This is a genomic window from Pseudomonas sp. UBA1879 (assembly GCF_002338065.1).
Classification (GTDB): Bacteria; Pseudomonadota; Gammaproteobacteria; order Pseudomonadales; family Pseudomonadaceae; genus Aquipseudomonas.
Map to the genome: position 1 here is coordinate 4,008 of NZ_DDHJ01000002.1, position 22,537 is coordinate 26,544.

A 22,537-nucleotide genomic window follows, 5' to 3' on the forward strand; every position below is an offset into this window, starting at 1 on the left:
GTGAGAGGTGAAATCGGAAGCTGTAGTCACTCCACTGCAGGCTGCCACGTCCCGATCATGTGCACGATCCCTTCCTTCCCCTCAACCTTCAACTGCCCGTGGGAGCCCGCAGCGCTGGCAGACAGCGTGACTTCACTCGGCAACCGGACCGGTTTCTGAAATTCCACCGAGATGTCCACATTCGAGGCCGGCAAATGGTCATCGAGCGCAGCCAGCGTACGGCTTTTCATCCACAGGCCGTGGGCAATGGCGGTCGGAAAGCCGAACAGCTTGGCGCTGGTGTCGCTCAGGTGAATGGGATTGTAATCGCCGCTGACTTTCGCGTATTGCCGACCAATATCGGATGGCGCGTACCACGTCGCCAGCTCGGTCATCGGCAGTGGCGCGGCTTCATAAGCACCTTCGATTTCGCCTTCGATCTTCGCGCCTTTGCAGAGCATGGTGCTGTCCTCTTCCCACAGCAGGCCCAGCGCATCTTCGAACTGCGTGATGAGGCTGAACGTCGCGCCTTTTGCGTGGGGCTTGAGGTTGGCGACCCGAACGCTGACTTGCGCCTTGATCACACTGCCGAGCGGTCGACGGATGCTGATGCGGTTGTGCAGATGCACCAGCCCCAGCAGCGGGAAGGGAAAGTCTTTGTCAGTCAGCAGCTTCATTTGCAGTGGGAAGGCCAACACATGGGGGTAGGTCGGTGGCAGCAGACTACCGGGAATGAACCCGCAGACCTTGGAGAACGCGTTGACCTTGTCCGGGTCCACCGACACCCAGCAGCGCAGGCCCTGGTCCGGCAACTGCGAGCCACTGATTTTGCGCCGCAACGCTGCTTGCATGAACAGACCCGGCAGCGCCGGTGGGGTGTCGAGATAGCGCCAATGTGCACTCATCGAGTTGTCTCCCGTATTCGCCGTTACGCCCCGATCACGCTCTGGCCGCAAACCCTCAGCACTTGCCCGGTGACCGAGCCGCTGCCCGGTTGACTCAGCCAGGCCACCGCTTCGGCGACATCCTGGGGCAGACCGCCTTGACCGAGTGAACTCATGCGTCGACCGGCTTCGCGCAAGGCGAAGGGCATGTGCGCGGTCATGCTGGTTTCAATGAAGCCGGGTGCGATGGCATTGATGCTGATGCCGCGCGTCTTCAACGAAGGCGCCATTGCCCGCGCCAAGCCGATGAGGCCGGCCTTGCTGGTGGCGTAGTTGGTCTGCCCGCGATTGCCCGCCAGGCCGCTGATGGACGCCATCACAATCACGCTGCCGTTGTCGCGTAGCGTACCGGCCTCGATCAGCGCCTGGGTCAGCGCTTGAGGGGCATTGAGGTTGACGTCGAGCACGGAATCCCAGAAATCGGCAGTCATGTTCGCCAGGGTCTTGTCCCGAGTGATGCCTGCGTTGTGCACGAGGATGTCGAGACCGCCCGGGAAGTGTTCGATCAACTGGGCGGCAGCGTCCGTTGCGCAGATGTCCAGCACCAGTGACTGACCGCCGAGGCGAGCGGCAAGCGCGTCGAGATCCGACTTGGCTTGTGGCACATCCAGTAACACAACCTCTGCGCCGTCGCGGGCCAGGGTTTCAGCGATGGCCGCGCCGATGCCACGGGCAGCGCCGGTCACCAGCGCCTTGCGTCCAGCCAACGGGCGGCTCCAATCCTGCACCTGACCGGCGCAGGTGCCGAGGCGAACGACCTGTCCGGAGATGAACGCGCTTTTTGGCGACAGAAAGAAGCGCAACGCGCCTTCCAGTTGGTCTTCCGCGCCGTCATCGATTTGCAGCAATTGAACCGTGCCGCCGTGGCGCATTTCTTTCGCCAGCGAGCGGCTGAAACCTTCGATCGCCTGCTGAGTGCTGGCGGCCAGCGGGTCGGTCAGGGTGCCAGGGCTGCGGGCGAGGATTGCAATGTGCGCGCTGTTTTCCAAATGGCGCAGCACCGGCTGGAAGAAGTCGCGCAGTTGAGACAGCTGGGCGGTGTGCAGCAGCGTGCTGGCGTCGAATACGATGGCTTTGATTTTCGAGCCTTGATCGGGTGTCCAAGGGTGCGCGCCGCTGAGGTCGCTCGCAAAGCTGAATAGCAGATCGGTCATGCGCGGCGCGAACTCGCTGACCCGCGCCGCGAGAGGTCCACCGCCCAACAGCAACGCGCCTTCGACAGGCCGCAGGCGCCCGGCTTGCCAGCGATCCAGTCGTGCTGGCGCAGGAAGGCCCACGGCTCCGACCAGTCGGCGACCGAAGTCGGAGTTGGCGAAGTCAATGTAGCGATCGGATGCCATGGAACACTCTCCTTGAGTCGGGGTTCAAAGAAGTGGACCACATCAATAGCTAATAAGTCCTACGCTTTCGGGCTGAACAGCGCACACAGGAAAGGGAGATTTCAATGAACCAGATACGCCGCGTCGCCATCGTCGGAGGCAACCGCATTCCGTTCGCCCGCTCCAATGGCGCCTACGCCACGGCCAGCAACCAGGAGATGCTCACGGCGGCGCTGGAAGGGCTGATCGAGCGCTTCAGCCTGCACGGCCTGCGCATGGGTGAAGTGGCGGCGGGTGCGGTGCTCAAGCATTCCCGGGATTTCAACCTGACACGTGAATGTGTACTGGGCTCGCGTCTGTCTGCGCAAACGCCGGCGTATGACATCCAGCAAGCCTGCGGCACGGGACTGGAAGCGGCGTTGCTGGTTGCCAACAAGATTGCGCTGGGCCAGATCGAATGTGGCATCGCGGGCGGCGTGGATACGACGTCCGACGCGCCCATTGGGGTGAACGAAGACCTGCGCCGGATACTGCTCCAGGTCAATCGGGCCAAGGGTGCAAGGGACAAGCTCAAAGTGCTGACCCAATTGAGGCCGCACAATCTCAAACCTGAACTGCCTCGTAACGGCGAGCCCCGTACCGGGCTGTCCATGGGGCAGCATTGCGAGCTGATGGCGCAGACCTGGCAGATACCCCGCGAGGCGCAAGATCAACTGGCGCTGGAAAGTCATCAGAAAATGGCGGCCGCCTATGCCTCGGGCTGGCAGGACGATTTGCTCACGCCGTTTCGGGGCCTGACACGGGACAACAACTTGCGTGTCGATGCCAGCCTGGAAAAGCTCGCCTCACTGAACCCTGCTTACGAGCGCAGCCCTCGAGGCACATTGACGGCGGGCAACTCGACGCCGCTGACCGATGGCGCGTCTGTGGTCTTGCTGGCCAGTGAAGAATGGGCCAACGCGCGCGGCTTGCCGGTTTTGGCGTATCTACGCGACGGTGAGGCGGGGGCGGTGGATTTTGTGCGCGGCGATGAGGGGCTGCTCATGGCCCCGGTGTATGCCGTGCCTCGGTTGCTGGCGCGCAATGGTCTGACCTTGCAGGATTTTGATTACTACGAAATCCACGAGGCATTTGCGGCGCAGGTGTTGTGCACACTCAAGGCGTGGGAAGACCCCGAATACTGTAAGAACCGATTGGACCTCGACGTGCCGCTGGGCGCCATCGACCGCAGCAAACTCAATGTCAAAGGCAGCTCATTGGCAGCAGGACACCCCTTTGCCGCGACCGGCGGACGCATCGTCGCCAACCTCGCGAAACTCCTCAGCGTGGCCGGGCAGGGGCGAGGGTTGATCTCGATTTGCGCAGCGGGCGGGCAGGGCGTGACGGCGATTCTGGAGCGGTAGTCGTGATCATCATGCTGCGACGACCCTGACCGGGACTTCGAAGGTATGCGCAACTCCTGTGGGCTTGCTCACGAAAAGGTCTGATGGGACGACAGATTTTTGTGTCAGAACCATTGCCTCCACGAGCAAGCTCACTCCCGCAGGGGGCGCGTGAAATCCGGATGCAGGTTCCAGAGCTCTAGGTGGATCTAGTCCGGATAACAACCGTAAACTGCTCGCTTCACGACAGAAGACCTGCCCATGCCGAGCAAAGGACATCCTCCTTCCCGCAGCCCTGACACACTCCGGCAAATCCCCGCCCTCACTGACCTGCCCCGGCCTGTTTACGCCCGCGCCGAGAGTCTGAGCGCAGGGTCGTGGACGCCGACCCATCGTCACGATTGGGTGCAGTTTTCCTACGCTATCAGCGGTGTGCTTGGCGTTCACACCGAACAAGGCAGTTTCTTCGCCCCTCCACAATGGGGCGTGTGGATTCCCGCCGGGCTCGATCACGAAGTAGTGACCTCGACACGTGCCGAAATGCGCAGTCTCTACGTTCGCACCGAAGACTCGCTCTGGGCCCCGGCTCGCTGCCGTGTGCTGGAAGTTACCCCCTTGGCCCGCGAGCTGATCAAGGCGTTCTGCCTGCTGCCCGCGGATTATTCCGAGTGCGACAGCCGCGAATCCCGGCTGGTCCACGTGCTGCTCGATCAATTGGCGCAATTGCCGGAGGTGGCCTTTTCCCTGCCGCTTCCCCGTCATCCCCGGCTGCTGGCGCTGTGCAACGAGCTGATCAGGGACCCCAGCCAGAACACCACACTGACCGAGTGGGCTGGCCGTATGAACATGTCGGAAAAGACCCTCATGCGCCTGTTTCAGCGCGAGACCGGCTTGAGTTTCAGAGGCTGGCGGCAACGAGCGCGGTTACTTGCCTCGCTCAATGCATTGGAAGAGGGCGACAGCGTGACCAGCACCGCCCTGAATTGCGGGTACGACTCAACGTCGGCGTTTATCGCGGCGTTCAAGAGCCTGTTTGGCTTCACGCCCGGCGAGTTGTTTCGCGTTTGAAACGTGTCATTGCGATCTCGACTAAAAGCGTTCAGATCATCGATTACGCCACTGAGCCGTAGATCGTCACGCTGGTGTCTGTAGTCGTGCCGCCGTTCGGGATATCGAAGCCTTTGGAGTCGGTCACTCGGTCGATGGTGACGGAAGTGATGGGCGGCACGGCCGTGATGGCATATGTCGTCAACGGAAATGCCTGGCGCGTGGTCCCCCCATCGAACGACACTTCCAACACCAGCTTCAGTGATGAGCCGTCGGTCAGGCCTTTTAGAAAACTTTGCGGGATCTTGGTGCTTTGAACGCCTGTGCTGGTGATCGCATAGCCCTGCCATGCGGGCAAATCCAGCGTGGTCGAGCCTTCCAGCTTTAGCCAAAGACGTTGCCCGACGGCGATCAAAGGCCATGCCGACACCGTGACATCGGCGTCGGCCGTCAAGGCGGTCACATCAAGTGTTCCTCCAGAGGCTTGTGCGATCTGCGGGCCCGCGAGCTGGTTTTCCGGGATCGGGGTCACGGTCAGTTTCAAGTACTGGGAAATTGAAGTGCCGGCTGGGCGGACCACTGCGTAGACGACATCGACGGTCTTGCCGATCGCTTTGACAACGTCCTCGACTGGAACGGCGAACGTCACCTTGCCGAACATGCTGCCGTTCTGCTCGTCGAATGTGTCATTACCGTTGAACGACAGCCCGATGATGTCTGAGACGTTCATCTCGGGGTAGGCAACCTCGACGTGTACGCCAGATGCACCGAGCAGGGGATTCAGGGTGCCTGAAGGTGCTTCGGTCACCGTCGGTGCGGGGAAGGTGTTCTGTTGAGTGCTGCTGAGCGTGCTCACGCCAGAGGTCTTACCCACTGAGGAGAAGGCTGCGGCCAGTTTTTTTTTGTCGTCGTCTGTGATCTTGCTCATGATGTTCATCCTTGTTGAGCGTAAATGCGCTTTGGCGCGTTTCAGATGTTCATAACGAAGTGGTCCCAAAGGGTCCAGTCGGCGTGGCTGGTGATTTCCAGGTACCGAATGCGCCTCGTTGCGCTCGTGTAAGTCACGGTTTGGTTGGGTTGCGATGGCAGGATTTTGGTACCCAGTTCCGTTCTGGAGGCGTCCAGGTAGCGGATCGCGGTGGCATTGGAAGCCACGCCATGAACGTTGAAGCTCAGGGTGGTGCAGTCGGTGTCGCACTGAAGCTCAATCACCTGATCACCATTTCCCCGGTAGCTGACTTGCAGAACGGGGTTGGTAAACAGTGTGGTGTCGGCTTCAGGCGGCAGTACATAACGCGGATCGAAGCCGGCAACGCCTGTGCCCGATACGAACCGGATCGTCATGTTCCGGGTCTTGATCGATCCCCCCGCGCTGATCAAGTCGGCGTCATGCTCGTCGAAGTCGTCAATGAGCTCGCTTGGCCCTGCGGGCTGTATGAGCAGCGCTTTGCTGGCAGAGGTGCGGGTCGCTCCGCTCGAAACCACCGTGTAGTACACCTGCACCGTTTTGCCGAGGTTGGCGTCGACGTATGTCTTCGCCAGATCGAAAGGAATTTCTTTGCCGTTCCAGTTCGATGGCACCACGAAGGTGTCTGTGAAAGGCGAATCTGCCGCCCAGACAACGGTGACGGTTTCCCCCGCCTGCATGGGGATGTAATTGACCCGGATGGTGGTGCCGTTAGCCGGTACTTTTGCGGGGTCCAGCAAATCGCCTTCGGAATAATCCACGACCGGAGCGGGCAACTGCGCGCCTGCCTGGCGAATCTGGAACGTGCTAACCGGTGAAACAATGACTGGCCCGTCACCCTTGTACAACGTGTAGCTGAGGTCCACCTTGCCATTGACCAAAGGATCGACGAAGGTTTTGCTCACTGAACGCGTAATGGGTTTCCCGACAACGCTTCCCGTGACGAGGACGTTGAACGTATGCACCAAAGGTGTCCCGTTGGCCGCGGTGCCGCTCCAGGAAACTAGCAATTGGTCGCCGATGGCGATCATTTCGGAGGCGTCGATATGAACCGTCGCCCCGCTCGCAGGGAGTGCGTCAGGGTCCAGAATGCTGCCAGTGGCCTCGAGTATGCTGGGCGGTGGCAAGTTTTGTACGTCGCCAATTACCTGCACATTGGCCCTTCGGGAATACTTGGAAGGTCCTGTTGCAGGCGTGACTGTATAGCGCATGGTCGCGTAGCCCTTCGCAATCAGTTTCACCTGCGCGTTGGGCACGCTCAGGGCGATGGGCCAGCCAATGTCGTTCTCCGTAACCTTGTAGTTGATGAGCACGTCGGGCAGCAAAGTGCCGTCTGCGGTGCGTCCACTCCAGGCCAGTTGCACCTGGTCGTCGCGCTCCATGAACGGTTGTGGCGTATCAGCCGAGGATTGTATCTGCGCATATTCTGCAGTCCCCCCTTTAAGGGTGTAGACAGGAATCTGCACTTGCACGTCGCTGTTGCCCAACAGTTTCAGGTCTATCGTGCCATTGACCACGCCGGTGCCGCTGACTCTGGGAGCCTGCAAGAAACTGTTGCCCACCTCGACGTCGGTGTCGCGCTGACGGGACCATTTCGACCAGTTGTTGACCAGATCCCGGATCTGATAGCGCACGATCACCTTACCTGCGCTAGCCTCCAGTACCGCCCGCGTGACCTCGAACGTAACAGGGTTGCCTACGATGACAGGCAGACGAGGAAGAATGCGTTGGCCTCCCCAGTCAAGCGTAACCTTGTCATGTGAATCCATGTTTTCGTAGGGCGCAATGGTCACCGTCAGACTCTGAGTCGGCTCTTCGATGAGCGCCGGAATACCCTGAATTTCAGGCAAGCGCTCATTGATGTAGGGCGTCCCCGCGTCCGGGTCTGTTCCGCCGGGGATCAGGGTTTTTACCCGCACTAACCGGTCAGGCGAGCGATCGGGCGAACCGCCAATGACTGGGGTGACCTCGTAGGCCACCTTATGTTCATCGTCGCCAAACTGAATGATGTCGGTTGCTTTGACCAGAAAGCTGATCAGACGGGTTTCCATTGCCTTGTCATCGACGAGGGTTGAAAGAAGGGCCCGCTCTTGCCAATAGAGGTCGATGCGATCTTTCAGCCCTATTTCGTTTCCGACGGGAAGCACCACTTGCACCACAATGCTGGCCTCGGGGTCATCGTACAAATCTGTCCAGTTCAAGCCGCCGTTGGCTTCCGTGGAGGGAACCCTTGGGCTGGAAAGTGCTAGCGGAGTAATGGTTGAGTTGCCCACAGAACGCTCCTTGTGCCGTGAAAAGTGAATCGTGTGTATTGAAATGATGGGCGCGGGCCGGAACCGACTCCGGCCGCGCCATTCGCGATTGCACTAGCGGCCTAAGGCACGTAGCTGGAGCAATCAGGATCGTTCGGGCGTTTCACGTCGCAATATGCCAACGCTGAGTTGGATTGTGATGAACCCTTGGCGTTGGTGAACACAACGTACGCCTGCACATGGCCCCTGCTGCAGACCGCAAAGTGGTACTGCGCCGAGACGTTGAAGGTGTAAGTGCCTGCGGAGATGTCTGCTGGTGTCAGGGTGTACACCGGTTCATAAGCCGCACCGGGGACCAGCGATCCGCCTGTGAGCCTGTCATACCCGCTGAAGAACAACTGCACGGTGTCGCCAGCGGCAACGTTGGCGTAGTCGACTCGGGTGCGAACCGGGTTATAGCGGCCTCCCGTCGGGCCAATCAGTTGATCCTGCCCAATCGCGTCGTTTTCATTCAGGACAGTGAACACAGGCACATCGATGGTCCCGCTGCCGGGCAGCTCGTCCGGCCCAACGACCTTCACCAGTGCAGACGGGGCAATGGCACTGTTTCCGTTTGGCGGTGCAACGCTGGGGCGCGTGATGGTGTAGAAGACAGGAATATCAATGCCCGACCCCTCTGCCTGGACTGTGGCAGTAGGCACGGTCAAGACCAGGTCGATCGCATCGTCGAGGTCTTGCTGCACAATCGTGCGTGTGATGGTCGTGGTGGTTTGAGAGCCCCATGTCACTTCAATTTCGTCGTCCAATTCGTAGATTTCATCACCGGCGACATCCAGCCAGGAGATGATGACGCGGGCGTCCTGATCGAAGTCTTCCGGCGGAATGACGTTGTCTTCACCCGGCGGCGGCGGGTCTCCGGCGCTGGCGCTTCGCGCGATCAGCGGCTTCAGGTTTTCGTTGATGGGGGTCGTGGGGTCCGGGTCCGGGCCGCCGGGAATTCTCAGGTCCACGTTGACGGTGTTGATGTCGGACGTCCCGATGGAAACGCCATTTCGAAAGACTTCGAACGTGACATCGACGGTCCCTTGTTCGGTCTCTGCGATCACGAGGCTGTAAGCGAGATCAATCGTAAAGAAAGGGTCATTCCCTAAATCGGCAGCGGTCAGCGGGAATCTCGCTGAAGTCTGGCTGCCCCAGTGAACCATGATCTCGTCCCCGGCCTGAGCCAGATCGAATTTGGTAATGCCCACCTTGGTCCAGGCGCGCGCTTCTGCTTCATCCAGCAAATCCGGATCGGCTTGGGGGACCGTGGGTGCTGGAATCACGGACGGCGTGGTATGCAATTGGATATCGAACAGTTGGCTATTTGAACCTGCGAAATTTCCAGATTTGTCCGTCACCTTGTAAAAAAAAGAGGCGGGCCCGTTGCCAGCGGCTTCCAGCTCGGGCTCCAGGTAGCCTAGCCGAATAAACCCTTCGACCGGGTCTGGATCAACTGTCAATTCTTCCGAATGACAAGGTGTTGTGTTGATCCACAGCTCGATAGTGTCTCCTCTGGCGATGCCTTCATAGTGGGCCAGTTGCACGGGGAGTTGGCCGTCCTGGATGTTGGCATCGACGATTATTTTGCTGACCTCGACTTCTGGCGGGAACGTCAGCAGGGGCAGTGCGCCACCGCCCGGCGCTTCGGTATCAACGCGCACGGTGTGCCGAAGCGTCCAGTCGTTCACGCCCCCTGGGAATGATCTGGCCCTCACCCGGATGATGTAGACGCCATGCACCAGAAGCGCCTTGGGGACATAGAGTTTGAACACGGTAGTGTTATCGGTGGCTTCTGCATCCGTCACGTCGTGCCATGTGCCGATGAGATTGGAGTCACCAGGATCGTTTGGATCACCCGGGTCAAACGGCTTCCAGGCGATTTGCAGACGCGTGTCTTCCTTGACACCGTTCCACCAGGGCAAATTGATTTCCAGGTCATTTTCGAGCGTCTTTATGTGCAGTAACCCGTCGTAATCCGGGATAGCTTCCGGAATGGTGAGTGATGGGGCGTCCAGGTCGTTTGCAGTAAATGGATCGATACTGCAGGCGCCTTGCCTGAGTACACGACTTTGCAAAATGGTCATATGTATCTCCTGCTTCCATTGATTAAGTGGCTGACATTCCGTTATCGCGGGAGCCACACCGTGCGTGAAATGTGTGCTTCCAATACCTCGTGCCGAAACGTGATAGTCCGCTGCGCTAGCTGTTGGATAAGCGCGGTTCGAGACAAGCAATCTATTGAGTCAATAAGGCCGGTTCACGGGTCTACCCAAGCAAGGTATTGCATTCGGCCTTGTAGTCAGCGTAGCAGCGGGCCAATGCTGACGAGTGGGTGGAGATATGATCTTTCGCGATAACCCGGATGACTAAAATTGCGAACATGTTTTTTAAGTGTCGCGATAAGAGCACGCATTTTAATCGCGAAAAAATCGATGGTTATAACTACCCGTTTATATTTCCTGCGCTTAAATAAGAAATGTCCTACAAGCATGATTTCATTGTCTCCTCATAATGTGTGCCACTTCTTAAAAGATAAGGCAGGACAGCGGATGTCTGTACACTTTCCAAAATCAACGATGGCACTTTCGATCGGTTTGGCATTGCTCATGGTTCAACAGCAGGCCACGGCACGCACGCTCAATGGCGCGGTTGAAACGATTGAGAGCGGCGCCCCAGTCGAAAGCTGGACCCTTCTCAATCAGGCCATACTGACCGTCAACGGCGCGACGACGGGGGGCATTAACGCGTCGAGCGGATCTGTGGTCAATCTGAATCCCAATGCGCTGGTTCAATCGGGTGGCGTTGGCGTCGCCTTGAACCAGGCCACCGGTGTTTTCAACGGAGCGCGTATCGAGAGTACCGGCGACTTCGGCCTCTTTCTGAATACCGACCTGGCGGGCACCCGCGGCACGGTTGCCAATGTCACGGACAGCACGATCATCGGTCAGGAGCGCGGAGTCAGCGTCGCGGCAGGCGATGTCATCCTTTCGGGCAGCACCGTCCAGGGAAACAGTGCAGGCGGAACAGGGTTTCTCAATGGCGGTATCGGGATAGCGCTCTTCAACGGGAACGCAACGATCACCGATCAAAGCTCCATCACGGGTGAACAGAACGGCATTCTGGTCAGCCCTGATGCGTCACTGCCCAGCCAGCAGAGTAATATCATCGTCGATAGCTCCTCGGTCACCGGGACCAACGGCAGCGCCATTATCGTCGGGTCATTTCGCAACACCCTGGCCTCGTCGGCCGATATCACCCTGCGCAATGGCGCGACGCTGAGCGGTGGCAATGGCGTGATTCTCGAAGTCGCCAACAACTCCAGCGCAACGATCCTCGTCGATGACAGCCTGCTCACCGGGGATGTGCTGATCGGCGATGGCTCGACGGGCGCGTTGACGCTGCAAAACAACGCTGGCATCACGGGGAATATCACCAATGTCGCGAACTTGAACCTCAACAACAACGCTTCGGTGACGGGAAACATTACGCGTGCCGATACGCTTAACGTTCTCAATGGGTCGCGCATCGAAGGCGATGTCAGCGACGTAACGACGCTCACTGCCAACGGGAACGTTTCGACCGCCGGGACGATCAGTCGTGTCGCGACGTTCGATGCGCTGAACGGCGCTCGAATTGACAGCGACATTACGGACGTCACGAATCTGAACGTGACGGCCAATTCGTCGGCGACGGGCAACATTACCCGTGTCCAGACCTTCAACGTCGACGGCAACTCCAGCGTCTCTGGGGAGGTAAGCGATGTTCAGACCCTCAATCTCTCCGGCAACTCACAGCTCAGCGGCAAGCTTGCGAATGTCGCCCAATTGAATTTGAACAACTCCACGTGGACCACGCCTGACGGCCAGGGTGTCAGCCACCTGAACATGAACGCAGGCACGGTGAAACTGGGAGCAGAAGACGGTACGTTTCAGACCCTGAATCTCGCTACGTTGTCGGGTAACGGCCGGTTCATCATGGACACCAACCTCGGCGGTCGTGAGGGCGATCTCGTCAACGTTTCCGGGCAGGCCAGCGGGGATTACGAGTTGCTGGTGAAGAACACCGGGATTGACCCGATCAAGGGCGATCCGGATCAGCAGGTTGTGCACACCGGCACCGGAAGCACGGCGGGTTTCAGTCTGGTCGGCGGCCAGGTTGACTTCGGTACATTCGCCTACCAGCTCGAACAGCGTGAAGGCACGGATTGGTACCTGGTGCAGAAGTTCGACGATGACGGCAACCCGATCGTGACGCCGGGCACCGAATCTGTGATTGGTCTGTTCAGCGCTGCCCCCACCGTCTGGTATGGCGAACTGAGCACCTTGCGTAGTCGCATGGGAGAGCTTCGCTACGGTGAGGCTCAGGGTGGCGCGTGGACGCGGGCATACGGCAACAAATACAACATGTCGGCAGCCGGCGGCACGGCGTATCAACAGAATCAGCACGGCGTTTCGTTCGGTGTCGATGCACCGTTACCGGTTTCTAACGGGCAGTGGCTGATTGGCCTGCTAGCGGGCTACAGCCGTTCTGACCTGGATATCGCCGCTGGCACGTCCGGGCACGTTGACAGCTACTACGTTGGCGCTTACACCACGTGGCTGTCAGACAGCGGTTATTACGTCGACGCAGTGCTCAAGGCCAACCGCTTCAAAAACTCATCTGACGTACGCATGAGCGACGGGACCAAGACTGACGGCGACTACAACACCAATGGTATCGGGACATCGGTCGAAGTCGGCAAGCACATCAAGCTGCAAGACAATTGGTTCGTCGAGCCTTTCGGCCAGATTTCATCCCTGTGGGTGCAGGGTGAAAGCTACTCGCTGGATAACGGCATGCACGCCAGCAGCAACAAGGCGGATTCGTTTCTCGGCAAAGTCGGGACGACCGTGGGGCGTAATTTCCCGATGGAAAAAGGCGGTTACGTCCAGCCTTACATGAAGGTCGCCTTGGCTCACGAGTTCGCCAATGCCAATCGGGTGAAGGTGAACGACAACAGCTTCAGCAATGACCTGTCGGGCAGCCGAGGTGAATTGGGCGCCGGTGTAGCCGCTCAATTGACCGAGGTTCTGCAACTGCACGCCGACATCGATTACAGCAACGGACAAAACATCGAGCAGCCTTGGGGTGTGAACGTGGGGCTGCGCTACAGCTGGTAACGAAGACGCAAACATTTGGTGTCATGGCAGGGGTCTTCAAGGCCCCTTTTTTTTTGTTCTGGCACAACTTCCCATGACCGAATCGGTGGAGAGCGTCAGGAACCATTTTCTTGTGCCAGGATACGAAGCCTTAGGGGCGACAGTCTGACACCCGGCATGAAAGCTGCTTGCCATGATCCAGGGAACGTATGGTTGGCGATTGAATCCATGACTCAATCCACATGCCCCTACTCGCTGGCAGAGGATTGCCGTATAACGAGCAACAATCGCGTGTTTGGCAACGAAGGACCCACAATAAAAGCTGATGAAGACTCCAAAACGCATTGAACCCCTGATCGAAGACGGTCTGGTAGACGAGGTGCTGCGCCCGCTGATGAGCGGTAAAGAGGCAGCTGTTTATGTGGTGCGCTGCGGCAAAGAACTGCGCTGCGCGAAGGTTTACAAGGAGGCGAACAAACGCAGTTTCCGTCAGGCGGCGGAGTATCAGGAGGGCCGCAAGGTCCGCAATAGCCGCGATGCCCGAGCCATGGCCAAAGGCTCGAAGTTTGGGCGCAAGGAAACCGAGGATGCTTGGCAGAACGCCGAAGTGGCGGCGCTGTTTCGTCTGGCGGGTGCGGGCGTCAGAGTGCCCAAACCGTACGACTTCCTCGATGGTGTATTGCTGATGGAGATGGTCTCGGACGAATACGGTGACGCGGCGCCCCGTCTGAACGACGTCACCCTCGAACCCGATCAGGCTCGTGAGTACCACGCGTTCCTGATTCAACAGATCGTGCTGATGTTGTGTACCGGACTGGTGCACGGTGACCTTTCCGAGTTCAACGTACTGCTGTCGCCCGACGGCCCGGTCATCATCGATCTGCCTCAAGCGGTCGATGCGGCGGGCAACAACCACGCGTTCAGCATGCTTGAGCGCGACGTAGGCAACATGGCTTCGTACTTCGGACGCTTCGCACCCGAGCTGAAGAAAACCCGCTTCGCCAAAGAAATGTGGGCCTACTATCAGGCGGGCACCTTGTCACCTGCGACCGTGCTCACCGGCGAGTTCGCCGACCCGGACGATGTGGCGGATGTGAACAGCGTGCTGCGTGAAATCGAAGCCGCGCAGCGTGATGAAGCGCGGCGTCAGGCGGCGAAGGCGGCGGACGATGCACCGCCGAACAAAGCCGAAGAGCCGCCTCCGCCATGGATGCAGTGAACGGCTGACAGGAAAACCCGGCTCAGGCCGGGTTTTTCATTGCAGAGTTAAAGCCGGTCAAGTCGCAACAGCTGCGAAAAGCGATAGTTGCTTCCATCCGAGGGCTTGAGACGTACGCTGTAATTGAATTTGACGGGCTTCCCTTCGTTGGCTTTGAGCCAAGTGGCGCTGACAGGAAAATTCAGATATTGCGCACTGCCAAGCGTTTGCGAATTGCTCTGCCATTCGGTAGTGCCCAGACCACGCACTTCAACCGTTGTGCTGGTACCCATGCCCGTCTGCCTCTGAACTCTGATGTTATCGTGCGCCGCGTTCAACGTAGGGGCAACCAATGGCGCTTCGCCTGGATAACCACTGACATCCAGGCTCAGCGTATGAGAAAGCACAGGTTCCGCTGTGCCTCGTTTGACGGTGTAGTGTATCCGCGTGCTTCTGTGGCCAATCACGTCAATCACTTCATATTTGGATATTTTGAATCGGAGTGGCCGAGGCGGGTTGGCAACCGTTTGTATTTCAGAACCGTAGGTCGTGTTCCTGCCCACCCAATACAGTTTGACGCTTTCTCCCGGTTGCATGCCGTAGTCAGGAACAACGACGTCGATGTCGGCTTTGATTTGATAGTACGCCAGTGTCTGCCGATCATTGACGGGGGGAGCGACGTTGGCATGTTGCACATAGGGCACAATCAGTACGGCGGGTTGTTTGATCGTCAGCCGCCAGCTCGATGACGATTCCGTGCCGGTGTGTGCCGTGAATGAATACACCCCATCGGCTAACCCGGCAGCATTGTAATGCCATTGTCCACTCTGATCTGCGGTAGTTGTCCCAATCGGAGTGCCGTCTCTGCGGATTTCAATAACGGCGTTGGGTGCGGCCTCTTTGAGTGTTCCCTTCATGATATCGATTCCTGCCTGGAGGATAAGTAACCGATCAATGAAATTCACTGTCCGGATCGGGCTGGGTGACATTGCATTTTGCTGCGGCTGTTTTCGAGTAACCCACATAAGGTCGCCACGGATCGAGGTTCCATTCCGGTTTGTCACGTGCTATTGCCAGGTGACAAGTCAGCTGATTGATCATGCCCCGTGTATTGGACCAATAGGGACTGCCTGCAAACTTTTTCGATATTTCGTAAAACATATTGGGTGTCTGGGAGGGGCCGATATTTCGCCCGCAGTCGGTGGGCGTTAAAGACAGTGTCCATTCGTTATCACGATAGACCCACTCTCCCTTTTGTATGTAATCCTGGTCGCCGCATTTGGGGCTGAACGTGGCATAGTCAGTGTTCTTCGGAAGTTCATCGGCTGCGTGCACCGTAGGAAAACTTAACCCGACGGTCGCGATAACGGGTACTAATACCAAGAGTATACGAGACATATTCAGATCTTCCTTGAGGTCGTTGTTCGAAGATTTATAGGTGTGCGTTAGAACAGCGTCAAGCACTGCGGTAAAATTTAATCAAGGTTTATCCGTTCGAAATAGCGTGTTCAGCTTTTATTTCGAATCGTGCTAGAAACCTGTCATTTCTACCAGTTGTAGACGAGGCAGCGGGCGTGAATGATGACGCTTAGAGCACGCAACCGATAAATGCCCTTTGAGGGGTGCGCATGTTTGACAGTGACCCATCGCCCCCCCCGTTTGATTCTGAAAACGATGAACGTGGTTGGAGAGGCGGCCTCAACTGAGACTGGGAGAATGCACGGATGAAAAAATACGCTTCGATAGGGATGTTTATTCTCGGCACCAGTTTTGTTTTTCTAACCAGTTGTGCTAGCCCGCCCTCCACCAGCGCTCCATTGACAGCGTCAATGCCCAGTGTGCAGTCGTCGATACAGGAAAACCTCGGCGAACAAGTCGCTCGCCACCTTAATGAGCGATACAACGATACTCGGGCCAATTGCGGGTCGCCCTCACTACCGTCGTTTCTGTGCAGTGGAATTTTGTTAAGAGGCACTGGCACAGGGAATTATCCGATATGGAATAACTCTCAAAACTCGAAAGATCGCGGCAGCGTTTCGTTCTCATACCTCCGCAAAGACAATAACTTTCAGCACTTGGCGTACGGCTACAGCAGTGGGTTTATTTTTCAGTCATATAGCCATGTGCCAGCCAAACTCCATCCAGAAGTGCTCTGCTCTTTTCCAATAGATGCATGGACAGATGGCCGAGCAAGCTCGGGGTGTGGGGCTTACTCTGGGCGCCCTTCCAGTGGTCCTTGCCATCTGAATGGCGTAGTGACCGCCGCCCAATGGTGGACGCATTACAGCTCTGCAACAGGAAATAAGAATACCGGACAATGCGGCTTCGATGTGAGGGACAGCCGAAATGAATTGGCCGGGCCTGCATTTGCAGCGAGCGTGCAGGCGCGGACATATTTCAGCGGCAGCGCCGCCGCGGCCGAACAAAACGAAGTGGCTATCAAGGTGTGGGCCGATAATCTGGGCAGGACATTACCGCTCGAGGCCTTCTTTTATATTTACGGTTCCACTGGACGTGCAAATGCACAGATCCAGCAAAGAAAATTAAAAGCGGCTGACGGCCTTTTAATCCCGATTATCAGCATCAGGCTGGCCCGATCCGACTCCGATAGAGCCACCTTTTATTTTCTTCCCGCCGACCAGACTGAACCCATGCCACCTGCGCGGTTTTGAGTGGCTGTACGGCCGGAAGCCTTCCCCCAGTACCCCGGAGAGTTACACTATGAAACGATCACTCATTTTTTTTCGGTCACTGATGTATTCCGTACTCATGCTATTAGCCAGTTGCGCGACCGTCGACCAGACGGGCGTGAATCCGCCAGCACCACCGCTATTACAGACGCAGTCGCCGACCACTCAGGAGAATTTGGGTGAGCAGGTGGCAAGGCATTTGACGGAGCGGTACAACAATACAGCTTCTAACTGTGGAAGCAGTTCGACGCCATCTTTTATCTGCAACGGAGTCATGATAAGAGGCACGGCTAATAATCCCACTTTTCATGTCTGGAATAATAGCCCGGCGGCCAGGGCAAAGGGCGGTGTGTCGTTTTCTTATCTGAGAAGTGACGCGAAATTTAAAACATTCGCTTACGGTTACACCAACGGCTACATCATGACTGCTTACTCCTTTGTGCCGGAGAAGTTCAAACCCCAAGTACTCTGCTTTTTCCCGATCGATGCAGGCAGTGTCTACAGAGACAATAAAGGCTGCGGTGCTTTCTCCTATCAGGGTTCGCAGTTTCCAGGCAGTGGCCCGTGTCATTTGAACGGTGTCGTCACCCTGGACCAATGGTGGCAGCACTACAACGCTCATTCTGAAAGCCGCCATTCCTGGCAGTGTGGTTTCGACGTTTCAGACGGCCGTGACCAGGCAGGCGCGGTTGCGTTTGCAACGGGTGTTGCAGCCATGAAGCGGATGGGGGATGAATCGTTCGAGACACAAAACGAACTGATCCTCGCGTACTGGAACGACGGTCTTGGGAAAACGCTCCCATTGGAGGCGTTTTTTTATCTGAGAAATTCCGCTCAAGGCAAAGCCGATGCCCAACGCAATCAGAGGGATTTGAGGGACACCGATGGGGTGGTCATCCCGGTCATCAGTGTTCAGTTACCTCAGAGCCCGGGTGCTCAGGCCACCTTCTACTACTTGGCCGGCGATCAGGCGGTCACATTGCCTCCTGCGAAACCGTGATTGTACTGGCTTGAAAACGATACCCGTTTGAATCGATGACGCGGTGCACACCTGTTCAATCCGGATGTGCACCGCGGGTGGCCACCAGGGAGGATTGGGTCATGAAGCCATTTGCCTATCTATGGAAAGTGACGCTGTTCACTTTCAGTCTTGCTTTGATCAGTTGTAGTCACGTCGAGCCTACCTCTCCAATACCGCCAGCCTCCCAAAGCCGGGCGGTCACCCCAATGGCTGAAGACTTGGGGCAGCAAGTTGCGCGTCATCTTACAGAGCGTTATGCCAGCAACGTCGCGAACTGTGGAGCCGCTTCGAAGCCTGCCTTTTTATGCAGCGGTATCATGATCAGGGGCACCGCAGCCAAGCCGACCTATCATGTCTGGAACAACAGCCCCGCTTCCAAAGCCAAAGGAGGCGTGTCATTCGGCTATCTTCGGAAAGATGCCGACTTCAGGCAGCTGCCGCTGTATTACAACAATGGTTTTATCTTTCAGTCCTACAGTCACGTTCCTGCAAAGCTTCATCCTGAAGTGCTCTGTTCGTTTCCTATCGACGGTTATACCGATGGACGAGTGGCTGCTGGCTGTGGTCAACATTCAACGATTGCATCCAGTCGCCCCTGCGATGTAGTGGGTATTACCACAGCAGCTCAGTGGTGGGCGGCATACACGCCGGGTAATCGATACCAGCAGCAATGCGGATTTGACGTAAGGGACGTGCGCAATGCACTGGCGGGCCCTGCCTTTTACGCCAGTATCCAGGCACGCGCTTACATGAGCCCCAGCGTTAGGCTTTTAAATAATGAAATCATCATCAAAGCGTGGGCTGACAACCTGGGTAGAACGTTGCCCCTGGAGGCTTTCTTTTATCTGAACGGTACTGCCGGAAAGGCGGACGCCCAGCGCAATCAGCGAGATTTGAAAGCCACTAATGGTGTGTTGATTCCTATCATCAGTGTTCGGCTGGCCAGCGCAGCAGGGCAGGCGGCGACGTTTTACTACATTGCTGCAGACCAGACTCAACCGATGCCTCCAGCAGCCCCTTGAGGCATTCGTGGTCAGTCACAACATCCGCCCGATTCCAGATCCTTGAGAATCGGGCAGTCGGGCCGGTCATCGCCGTGGCAATGTTCGACCAGATCCTGCAACGTATCCCTCAACCCTGCCAGTTCGGTGATTTTCTGATTCAACTCGGCAATATGCTGCCGCGCGAGCGCTTTGACGTCGGCGCTGGCGCGGCCCCGGTCCTGCCACAGCGTCAGCAGCTTGCCGACTTCTTCCAGCGAAAAGCCCAAATCTCGCGAGCGTTTGATGAAGGCGAGGGTGTGCAGGTCGTCCTTCCCGTACAGCCGATAGCCGCTGTCGGTGCGGTGGGCGGCGTGAAGCAGGCCAATGGATTCGTAATAGCGAATCATCTTGGCGCTGAGGCCGCTGCTTTTGGCAGCTTGGCCGATGTTCATGGCGCGTCTCCTTCATCGTAGGGTTTCCAGGTTTTCAGCAGCAGGGCATTGCTCACCACGCTGACGCTGGACAGCGCCATGGCCGCCCCCGCCAGCACCGGGTTGAGCAGGCCGAACGCGGCCAGGGGAATGCCGATCAGGTTGTAAACGAAAGCCCAGAACAGGTTCTGGCGAATCTTCGCGTAGGTCCTGCGGCTGATGCCCAGCGCGGCAGGGATCAACCGGGGATCGCCGCGCATCAGGGTGATGCCTGACGCATGCATGGCGACGTCGGTGCCGCTGCCCATGGCAATGCCGATATCGGCAGCAGCGAGGGCTGGGGCGTCGTTGATGCCGTCGCCGACCATCGCCACCACGCCGTTCTTTTTGAGCTCACGCACTGTCGCCGCTTTGTCCGCAGGCAGCACCTCGGCGTGCACGTCGGAGATGCCCAGCGCTTCGGCTACCACTTTGGCGCTGCCGTGATTGTCGCCTGTCACCAAGTGGCTGCTGATGTTGCGTTCGGTCAACCGCTCGATGGCCTGAGCGGCGCCTGGCTTGAGGGTGTCACCGAAGGCGAACAGGCCGAGCACTCGGCGTTGGGGGCTCAGCTCGATGAGCCAGGACAGCGTGCGGCCTTCGGCCTCCCAAGCCTCAGCGGATTCAGCAAGCGTGTCGGGGGGCAAGTCACTTTCTTCAAGCAGCCGCCTGTTGCCCAGCGCCAATTCGCAGCCTTGCAAGGTACCCGCGATGCCACGCCCGGCGAGCGAGCGGCTTTGGGTGATGTCCTCCAGTGTCAGGCCCTGTTCGCGTGCGGCGTCCAGGACGGCCTTGGCGAGCGGATGCTCGCTTCCTCGCTGTAGCGCACCGGCCTGTTGCAGCAACGCATTGGCATTGCCATCGATGGCGATCATGTGGGCAATGCGCGGCGTGCCCGAGGTCAGCGTGCCGGTTTTGTCGAACACGACGGCAGTCACTTCGTGGGCGCGCTCCAGTGCCTCGGCGTCCTTGATCAGAATGCCGTGGCGCGCGGCGACGCCGGTTCCGGCCATGATCGCAGTGGGGGTCGCGAGACCCAGCGCGCAAGGGCAGGCGATCACCAACACAGCTACGGCATTAATCAGCGCCGTTTCAGCCGAAGCACCTGCCAGCAGCCAGCCAACCAGCGTCGCAAGCGCCAGCAGCAAGACGACCGGGACGAACACTTGGCTCACCTTGTCGACCAGCTTCTGAATGGGGGCTTTGGCCGATTGTGCGTCTTCGACAAGCCGGATGATGCGCGCCAGTACAGTCTCGGCCCCCAGCGCCTGAGTGCGGACCAACAGACGCCCCTCGCCATTGATCGCGCCGCCCGTGACCTTGTCGCCGGGCTGTTTGGCGATAGGCAGACTCTCGCCGCTGATCAAGGCTTCGTCGGCATGGCTTTGACCCTCGACGACTTCGCCGTCCACCGGGAAGCGCTCGCCGGGTTTGACGAGCACGAGATCGCCTGCCTTCAATGCGCTGATCGCTACGTCGGTTTCTTGCACGTCGACGACCCGAATCGCCCGTTCTGGCCTCAAGGCTTCGAGCGCACGAATCGCGCTGGCGGTCTGGCGCTTGGCGCTGCTTTCCAGGTATTTCCCTAGCAACACCAAGGCGATGACCACCGCTGACGCTTCGAAATACAGGTGCGGCATCCCACCGGCTGGCGTGACAAGCCACTGATAGACGCTCAACCCGTAACCCGCGCTGGTGCCCAGCGCTACCAGCAGGTCCATGTTCCCGGCCATCGCCCGCACAGCCTTGAATGCCGCCACGTAAAAGCGCGCGCCGAGAAAAAACTGCACGGGGGTTGCCAGCACGAACTGAAGCCAGGCAGGCAGCATCCAGTGCACGCCAAACGGTTGCAACAGCATCGGAAGCACCAGCGGCAGGGCGAGCACGATGGCGAGGGTCAAATGCCAGCGTTCGCTGTCGTGGCGTTTGAGTTGGTCGGCCTGCTGCGCGGCGGTGTCCTGCTCGAGGCTGGCGCCATAACCGGCTTTATCCACCGCCGCGATCAGGTGAGCGGGGTCGATTTTTTGCAGGACTTCGACGTGAGCGCGTTCATTGGCGAGGTTGACGGTGGCGCTCTTTACGCCGGGGACTTTGCGCAACGCGCGCTCGACACGCCCCGCGCAGCTGGCGCAAGTCATGCCGGTGATGGGCAGATCGAACGTGTCGGGGCTGGACATCCTGAAGGCTCCTTGAAGGCGATTGCCGACAAGGATCAACCTTGCCACGCTGGCAAGGTCAAGTGCCAGTTTTCAAGTCTGGGGCCTGACCGGCCATATTCGCCAGCAAACTGCCTCCCACACAAAAACGACGCCGCTTCGCGTCGTGCTGGTTTGCTGCCTAATAGTTGAGGTCGGCGCGCTTGAGGTACATCCCGTTCGGCCCGGAGGCAATGCGGTATTTGGCGATTTCGCCCGCATTCATGTGAATGCGCGTGTTGTTTTGCGCTTCGATTCCGGGCGAACACCCTGGCATTTGTGAAGGCAGGACGCGCAGACGGACGGATTGGTCCCCCGCGGGCAGGTTGAAAGAAACCGACTCTTCCTGAAACAGCCGTCCGACCAGTTGGTCTTGCAGGAAAATGCCAATTTCGCAAGGCGTAGCCACTTCCAGGCGTTCGCGGGAAATGATCAGCACGCCGTAATCCTGATCGGCCTGGGCCCACGAAGCGGAAGCCAGCAGACCGATAAACCCAGCGATGCGAAAGGCAGACCCGCCCATGGCCGATACTCCTGATGTATGTTGATGAAACACTTTGGCTCAGCTGTCATACGAATACCAGCCCGGCAGCTCCGCTGAAAACTTGACCTTGCCACGGCGGGAAGGTTGAAGATGCCGACGTTCGATGTATCTCACCCTACAGAGGAATCACGACATGCAAATCTTCAACGTGCAAGGCATGACCTGCGGCCACTGCGTGCGCGCCGTTACCGACGCGATCAAGGGTGAAGACCCGGCTGCCGAGGTGCAGATTGACCTGGCAAAGGGGGAGGTCGCGGTGCAGAGCCAACTGGCCGCCGACCAGATCATCGGATTGATTGTGGAGGAGGGGTATACCGCGAAGATGGCGTGATTGATCGATGACCTGTGGGAGTGAGCAACCTTACT

Annotated in this window: 18 protein-coding genes; 8 read left to right on the forward strand and 10 right to left on the reverse strand. The window is 58.2% G+C overall.

Annotation, left to right across the window (positions count from 1 at the left end):
- Positions 1–26: 26 nt before the first annotated feature.
- Together B3N48_RS01805 and B3N48_RS01810 are read right to left on the reverse strand one after the other, a co-directional pair.
- The gene (locus B3N48_RS01805) at positions 27–884 is read right to left on the reverse strand and encodes a MaoC family dehydratase (RefSeq protein WP_296178826.1); all 858 of its coding nucleotides are present in this window, start codon (positions 882–884) and stop codon (positions 27–29) included.
- 23 nt (positions 885–907) lie between these two features.
- Positions 908–2,263 (reverse strand): 3-oxoacyl-ACP reductase, encoded by a 1,356-nt coding sequence (locus B3N48_RS01810; RefSeq protein ID WP_296178827.1) that lies wholly within the window; start codon positions 2,261–2,263, stop codon positions 908–910.
- A 104-nt stretch (positions 2,264–2,367) separates the two neighbouring features.
- Here B3N48_RS01810 and B3N48_RS01815 point away from each other — a divergent pair, with 104 nt between their 5' ends.
- On the forward strand, positions 2,368–3,645 hold the full coding sequence (locus tag B3N48_RS01815) for an acetyl-CoA C-acetyltransferase (protein WP_296178828.1): 1,278 nt from the start codon (positions 2,368–2,370) through the stop codon (positions 3,643–3,645).
- Positions 3,646–3,885: 240 nt separating this feature from the next.
- On the forward strand, positions 3,886–4,692 hold the full coding sequence (locus B3N48_RS01820; RefSeq protein ID WP_296178829.1) for an AraC family transcriptional regulator: 807 nt from the start codon (positions 3,886–3,888) through the stop codon (positions 4,690–4,692).
- 43 nt (positions 4,693–4,735) lie between these two features.
- On the opposite strand, the gene B3N48_RS01825 is transcribed toward B3N48_RS01820, so the two are convergent.
- The 3 genes from B3N48_RS01825 to B3N48_RS01835 form a co-directional block, all read right to left on the reverse strand.
- A complete protein-coding gene (locus B3N48_RS01825) occupies positions 4,736–5,599 on the reverse strand; it encodes a hypothetical protein (RefSeq protein WP_296178830.1) in 864 nt (287 codons plus the stop codon).
- 41 nt (positions 5,600–5,640) lie between these two features.
- Positions 5,641–7,911: a hypothetical protein gene (locus B3N48_RS01830; protein ID WP_296178831.1), complete on the reverse strand. Its 2,271-nt coding sequence runs from the start codon at positions 7,909–7,911 to the stop codon at positions 5,641–5,643.
- 101 nt (positions 7,912–8,012) lie between these two features.
- Positions 8,013–10,016, reverse strand: a complete 2,004-nt coding sequence (locus B3N48_RS01835; RefSeq protein WP_296178832.1) for a hypothetical protein — start codon at positions 10,014–10,016, stop codon at positions 8,013–8,015.
- 492 nt (positions 10,017–10,508) lie between these two features.
- Between B3N48_RS01835 and B3N48_RS01840 the strand changes: the two genes are divergently transcribed.
- Positions 10,509–13,091 carry an autotransporter outer membrane beta-barrel domain-containing protein gene (locus B3N48_RS01840; RefSeq protein WP_296178833.1) on the forward strand — a complete coding sequence of 861 codons (2,583 nt, stop codon included), beginning with the start codon at positions 10,509–10,511 and terminating at the stop codon, positions 13,089–13,091.
- A 304-nt stretch (positions 13,092–13,395) separates the two neighbouring features.
- Complete coding sequence (locus B3N48_RS01845; RefSeq protein ID WP_296178834.1) at positions 13,396–14,289, forward strand: PA4780 family RIO1-like protein kinase; 894 nt, start codon at positions 13,396–13,398, stop codon at positions 14,287–14,289.
- A gap of 47 nt (positions 14,290–14,336) precedes the next feature.
- Here the strand turns inward: B3N48_RS01845 and B3N48_RS01850 are convergent, their stop codons facing one another.
- Both B3N48_RS01850 and B3N48_RS01855 read right to left on the reverse strand, forming a co-directional pair.
- Positions 14,337–15,185, reverse strand: a complete 849-nt coding sequence (locus tag B3N48_RS01850) for a hypothetical protein (RefSeq protein ID WP_296178835.1) — start codon at positions 15,183–15,185, stop codon at positions 14,337–14,339.
- A gap of 34 nt (positions 15,186–15,219) precedes the next feature.
- A complete protein-coding gene (locus B3N48_RS01855; RefSeq protein ID WP_296178836.1) occupies positions 15,220–15,666 on the reverse strand; it encodes a DUF2599 domain-containing protein in 447 nt (148 codons plus the stop codon).
- Positions 15,667–16,523: 857 nt separating this feature from the next.
- Here B3N48_RS01855 and B3N48_RS01860 point away from each other — a divergent pair.
- The 3 genes from B3N48_RS01860 to B3N48_RS01870 all read left to right on the forward strand — a co-directional run bounded on the left by B3N48_RS01860 (position 16,524) and on the right by B3N48_RS01870 (position 19,001).
- Entirely contained in the window at positions 16,524–16,940 is a 417-nt protein-coding gene (locus tag B3N48_RS01860) for a hypothetical protein (RefSeq protein ID WP_296178837.1), read from the forward strand.
- Between the two features lie 49 nt (positions 16,941–16,989).
- Complete coding sequence (locus B3N48_RS01865; RefSeq protein ID WP_296178838.1) at positions 16,990–17,958, forward strand: hypothetical protein; 969 nt, start codon at positions 16,990–16,992, stop codon at positions 17,956–17,958.
- 101 nt (positions 17,959–18,059) lie between these two features.
- Positions 18,060–19,001, forward strand: coding sequence for a halovibrin HvnA (locus B3N48_RS01870; protein WP_296178839.1), 942 nt, complete (start codon positions 18,060–18,062; stop codon positions 18,999–19,001).
- A gap of 11 nt (positions 19,002–19,012) precedes the next feature.
- Here the strand turns inward: B3N48_RS01870 and cueR are convergent, their stop codons facing one another.
- The 3 genes from cueR to B3N48_RS01885 form a co-directional block, all read right to left on the reverse strand.
- Positions 19,013–19,414, reverse strand: coding sequence for a Cu(I)-responsive transcriptional regulator (gene cueR / locus B3N48_RS01875; RefSeq protein ID WP_296178840.1), 402 nt, complete (start codon positions 19,412–19,414; stop codon positions 19,013–19,015).
- Positions 19,411–21,609: a heavy metal translocating P-type ATPase gene (locus B3N48_RS01880; RefSeq protein WP_296178841.1), complete on the reverse strand. Its 2,199-nt coding sequence runs from the start codon at positions 21,607–21,609 to the stop codon at positions 19,411–19,413. Before B3N48_RS01880 ends, cueR begins: the two co-directional genes overlap by 4 nt.
- A 160-nt stretch (positions 21,610–21,769) precedes the next feature.
- Positions 21,770–22,150 carry a hypothetical protein gene (locus B3N48_RS01885; protein WP_296178842.1) on the reverse strand — a complete coding sequence of 127 codons (381 nt, stop codon included), beginning with the start codon at positions 22,148–22,150 and terminating at the stop codon, positions 21,770–21,772.
- A 154-nt stretch (positions 22,151–22,304) separates the two neighbouring features.
- Here B3N48_RS01885 and B3N48_RS01890 point away from each other — a divergent pair, with 154 nt between their 5' ends.
- Positions 22,305–22,502 (forward strand): heavy-metal-associated domain-containing protein, encoded by a 198-nt coding sequence (locus B3N48_RS01890; protein WP_296178843.1) that lies wholly within the window; start codon positions 22,305–22,307, stop codon positions 22,500–22,502.
- Positions 22,503–22,537 lie beyond the last annotated feature (35 nt).